Genomic DNA, 2,689 nt, shown 5'->3' with positions numbered 1-2,689 from the left:
TAAGGAGTGCCTCTAAACCTCCTTCTAGATAACGGTTCAATAAGTTTCGTACAGTTTGATGAACAAAACCTACTGATTTAGCTACTGCTGTTAAATTCTGACATTCAGAGTAGAGAATGAGAGCTTGAATTTTCCTATGGTGCTGTGCATTCTTTTTATCTTTCAGGGCTTGCTTCAATTCGCTAATTTGATATTCATTTAGTTCGACTTTCATACCTTATAGTATACAGCTATTTTTGTTTTTTGTTAAGTATAAGTTCCTTTACTTCTCGCTCATTCGAAGGCCAGTTGAGTTTTCCATTCTCAAACCTTTTGTACAGTTTATCGGATTCTCAGGAATAAAAATGTGAAAGAAAAAATTCAATTTTTTGTAGAGACTCAAAAGAGGTTGGGACAAAAGTCTCAACCTCTCTATTTTGGTCAGTGGAATCTACTTTGACGCAGTGATTGACGATTGTTTTCGTTCGCTTTTTAAGCTCTGAAAACAATCTAATCAACTGTGTGAAGATGGGGCTATGAAAGATTTTTACAATTGAAATCCTTTGTAGTCTTACTCTCGAATGGTTTGGTATGGATTGTTGAATAAGCCTAGACTTTAAGGTATAGAAAAGGTTTTAGAAAGGAAGTTTCCCAGCTAAAGCGCCCATATTGCGTTGTGTTTCTCGATCAATTTGTTCTAAAGCTTTATTGATTGCTTGAGCAGTCATATCGGCTAAAGTTTCTAAATCTTCAGGATCAACGATAGCAGGATTGAATTGAATAGCTTTGATTTTACGATCTCCAGATAGTGTGGCAGTGACTAAGTCTTGTGCAGAAGAGGCAGTGAAATTCTTGGCAGCTAATTCGGCCTGTTTTTTCTCCAGATTTTTTTGCATTTTTTGTGCTTGTTTCATAATATTTTGCATATTCATCATAAAACGATTCCCATTTCTTTTAGTGTGTGGGTCTATTTTACCATGTTTTTGAATAAAAAGAAAAATAAAATTTCCAAGCTAAATGTTTGTGATTTTTCAAACATTCATGTAGGATGGGAGTAGAAAGGAAGGAATATTTTATGTCTAAGAAAAAAGTTATTATTATAGGTGCTTCACATGGTGGTCATGAATCAGCTATCCGTATTCTTGATAAGTATGAGAATGTGGATGTAGCGATTTATGAAGCTGGGGATTTTGTATCATTCATGTCTTGTGGAATGGAATTATTTTTAGAAGGCAAAACGCTGGGGCAGGATACTGTTCGAAATTTTTCACCTGAAGAGTTAGAGGCTCGTGGAGGCCGTGTGGTAAATAATCATCAGGTAACGGCTATCCACCCAGAATCTAAAGCGATTACGGTTAAGAATTTGGTTGCAGGTGTGGAAGAATCTGTTTCTTACGATAAATTAATCCTTAGTGTGGGAGTTGAATCGATTGAATTGAATATCCCTGGTAGAGATTTGAGTAACATTTACTTGATGCACGGTTATGATTGGGCGAGCAAGATCAATGCTGCTCAGAAAGATGATAGCATCAAAAATGTTGTTGTAATCGGTTCTGGATATATTGGGGTGGAAGCGACTCAGGTATTCACTCAAGCTGGTAAATCTGTAACACTAATTGACATGCTAGAGCGTCCGTTAGGCAATTACCTAAATGCAGAATCAACTGAGATTTTAGAGCGAGCTTTTGTAGATGCAGGTGTGAACTTGCATATGGGTGCAACTGTTGAAGCCTTTATTGGTGATGAAGCTGTTCGTGCAGTTAAAACAGATAAAGGAGAAGTGCCAGCGGATCTTGTAATTGTGGCTATTGGTGTTTATCCAAATACAGCTTGGTTGAAAGGCACTTTGGATTTGGATGAGCGTGGTTACATTAAGACAGATGCCTATCTTCGTACGAATGTAGAGGATGTGTATGCAGTTGGAGATGCAACTTTACAGCCATCAATCCCAGCCAGTCAGTCACTACCAATCGCATTAGCAACGACGACTCGTCGTTCTGCTTTCTACCTAGCTAATACTTTATTTGATCAAAAACCAGCTCGGGCTTATAAAGGGGTTGTTGGTTCCTCGGCTCTTGGTATCTTTGGTTATAAATTTGCGACATCTGGTTTGAATCAGTACACAGCTGGCAGGATTGGAGTAGAATTTGAAACGAGCTTCTATACCGATCGTGTACGTCCAGCCTACATCCCTGAGTCAGATAACCCAGAAGTTTTTGTGAGTTTAACTTTCCATCCACAAACTCACCAAATTTTAGGAGGATCTGTGTTATCTCGTCAAGATGTCACTGCTCAAGGAAATGTTTTGTCCCTAGCCATTGCCCAGAAAATGACTTTGGAAGATTTAGCAGAAGCTGATTTCTTTTTCCAACCAGGATTTGATCGTCAATGGAGTTTGTTGAACCTTGCAGCACAAGATGCTTTAGGCTACAAACGCTTTTAAGATAGATTAGGGAGTGGGATATGCAACTAAAGGAGTTCTGTTCCATATCCAATCTACCTAGATTCCTAATCTGAAATCAACCATTGTCCGAAGACAATGGTTTTTTAAGTTTCTCCCCTGCAGATTTCTGAGTATTAGATTAGATTTCCTGCGAAACAAGGAGATGATAAAATAGAAGCATGAATTATGAATCCAGTAAAAAACTTTCCGATTTATGCTTTAAACGCCTAGTTGGTGTTGAGAGACGAACTTTTGATAAAATGCTAA

General features: G+C 38.0%; 3 protein-coding genes and 1 pseudogene. 2 read left to right on the top strand and 2 right to left on the bottom strand.

Annotated features, from left to right (window positions below):
- A partial coding sequence (locus E4T71_RS08370) for a helix-turn-helix domain-containing protein (RefSeq protein ID WP_135034965.1) occupies nt 1–214 on the bottom strand: 214 nt, incomplete at its 3' end.
- Between the two features lie 400 nt (nt 215–614).
- Nucleotides 615–914: a YbaB/EbfC family nucleoid-associated protein gene (locus E4T71_RS08365; RefSeq protein WP_135038863.1), complete on the bottom strand. Its 300-nt coding sequence runs from the start codon at nt 912–914 to the stop codon at nt 615–617.
- Nucleotides 915–1,054: 140 nt separating this feature from the next.
- On the opposite strand from E4T71_RS08365, the gene E4T71_RS08360 reads away from it, so the two are divergent.
- Nucleotides 1,055–2,422, top strand: coding sequence for an FAD-dependent oxidoreductase (locus E4T71_RS08360; protein WP_135038861.1), 1,368 nt, complete (start codon nt 1,055–1,057; stop codon nt 2,420–2,422).
- Nucleotides 2,423–2,601: 179 nt separating this feature from the next.
- Nucleotides 2,602–2,689, top strand: a pseudogene (locus E4T71_RS10300) (IS5/IS1182 family transposase); the annotation flags it as partial.

The organism is Streptococcus sp. WM07 (genome assembly GCF_004570525.1).
In the GTDB taxonomy this organism is placed as follows: Bacteria; Bacillota; Bacilli; order Lactobacillales; family Streptococcaceae; genus Streptococcus.
This window is presented reverse-complemented; position numbering and strand designations above follow the sequence as displayed.

What these genes read in the sequence shown, in the direction of transcription:
- E4T71_RS08365 (WP_135038863.1), bottom strand. Translation starts at nt 914, where the DNA reads ATGATGAATATGCAAAATATTATGAAACAAGCACAAAAAATGCAAAAA.
- E4T71_RS08360 (WP_135038861.1), top strand. Translation starts at nt 1,055, where the DNA reads ATGTCTAAGAAAAAAGTTATTATTATAGGTGCTTCACATGGTGGTCAT.